The 1589-nt window shown below is 54.9% G+C and carries 3 protein-coding genes; all 3 read right to left on the minus strand.

From position 1 onward, the window contains the following. On the minus strand, positions 1-469 hold a 469-nt coding region (locus WBM93_RS14585), incomplete at its 3' end, for a hypothetical protein (protein WP_424432592.1). 54 nt (positions 470-523) lie between these two features. Continuing rightward, positions 524-1108 (minus strand): YbhB/YbcL family Raf kinase inhibitor-like protein, encoded by a 585-nt coding sequence (locus tag WBM93_RS14590; protein WP_424432593.1) that lies wholly within the window; start codon positions 1106-1108, stop codon positions 524-526. Further along, positions 1105-1589, minus strand: a 485-nt coding sequence (locus WBM93_RS14595) for a hypothetical protein (RefSeq protein ID WP_424432594.1), incomplete at its 5' end; no start/stop codon positions are given. The genes WBM93_RS14590 and WBM93_RS14595, both read right to left, overlap by 4 nt.

Here is a 1589-nt window from a genome sequence, read left to right on the forward strand (position 1 = left end):
CGCCTTCACCGACGACGGGATTTTTTTCCTTGGCGCATGACCGGTCTACGGGAGCACGGTGGACGACCATGCAACGCATGGTCTTGTCGGTTGCGGCGATGATCTTGCCGGTTTTGGAATCCCGGAACTGCGCGATCATCCCGCCGTCACCCATCTGTTGCCGGTTCGTGCCGATATATTCTAGGCCTGTATCATTCTCCTTGAAATCCTTCGCCATGAACGCGACGGTCATCGGCAACTGGTTTTCGAGAGCGATGGTTTCGGCATTGAACGAGCGCTCGGTTGTGATCGGCACGCTGTCTTCCAGAACCTTTTCACCGTTCACATACATTTCGAACCAGTTGTCGACCCATATTTCGGCGGTCACACCGGAGCTTTGGTCTTTATCCGCGGACACAGCTGGATTCTGATCCTGAGTCGCCGCGCATCCTGTGCTGAGAAGAAATGCCATCACCAGTAGTTTACGCATCAGATTTACCCTTTTCTTTCAATTTTTGTGTCGGCGACAAGGCCATGCATTCATTCAATTGTGGAAGGAAAGAGACGAAGCCGCAATAATTTTGCCTTCCATGGCACTCGTCATCGTCGCCCAATCGACATTCCCATCATCATGCGCGGGAAGCTTATCAAGTGGGCCGTCCAGTGCATAAAGCGTGATTATATATTCGTGCCGCGAACCCGGGGGTGAACAAGGGGATGTGTAACCTGTGCGCTTTTCATCCTTGTCTGCCCCTTCGTCCCCGATCGACGCCGGATTGCCGCGCGGCAACGCCCACGTCTGGACCGGAATATTCCATAGCAGCCAGTACTGGCTGGGCGGATCCTTCCCTTCGACGGTATCGCGGGGATAATGGTGCATTATGATAGATAGGCTTTCGGTCCCTGCTGGCACCTGTGTCCATTCCAATGGCGGTGTCAGCCCGTCACCCCCGTCGCGTGTGCATTTCAAATCGGCGGGTAACATGCCGTCATCGGTCAGCGCAGGACTGGTCAGCACAAAGCCGTCTTGCGCAGTAGCTTCCGGTGTCGGAGCAGCTGACCCGGTCGAGTCATATCCGCAGCCGGCCAGCAGCATTACCGCAAAGGGTAGAGCCATTGCGCGTATCACCGGCAATATTCTCCGGTTATCGGCTCGCCATCATTGGTGACTGTTCGTGTTTCGAACGTATAGCAACCCGCCGTCTTTCCCGGCTTGTAGCGAATATAATATGCTTCGCCCTGATAGGTGTAGTCCATGCTGCGCTGGCCAGATTCGTCTTCCGAGAAAACCAGATTTTCCACTCCGCCTCTTGGTGGAACACCCGGATCGAGACCGGGTCCACCAGATTTCGGAACCAAAGGGGAAATCCTGGGCAACTCGCGCATATTGGCAACCACGCCCATCAGGCATTGGACAATATACGGCGCCTCGGCCGATGTATGATAGCGGTAGCCATAAGAAGCATCGGGCTGGCCATTGCAGACATCGAGAGTTCCGGACGCGATCACGGTCCCGTCGGGATTGTTGTCACCGTAAATCGGAAAGCCGTCAAAGGCCCAACCGATGATCGCTGCATCGCCTTTATTTTTCATCTGATCAACCATGCAGG

Origin of the sequence: Parasphingorhabdus sp. (assembly GCF_049667325.1) — a bacterium.
GTDB lineage: Bacteria > Pseudomonadota > Alphaproteobacteria > Sphingomonadales > Sphingomonadaceae > Parasphingorhabdus.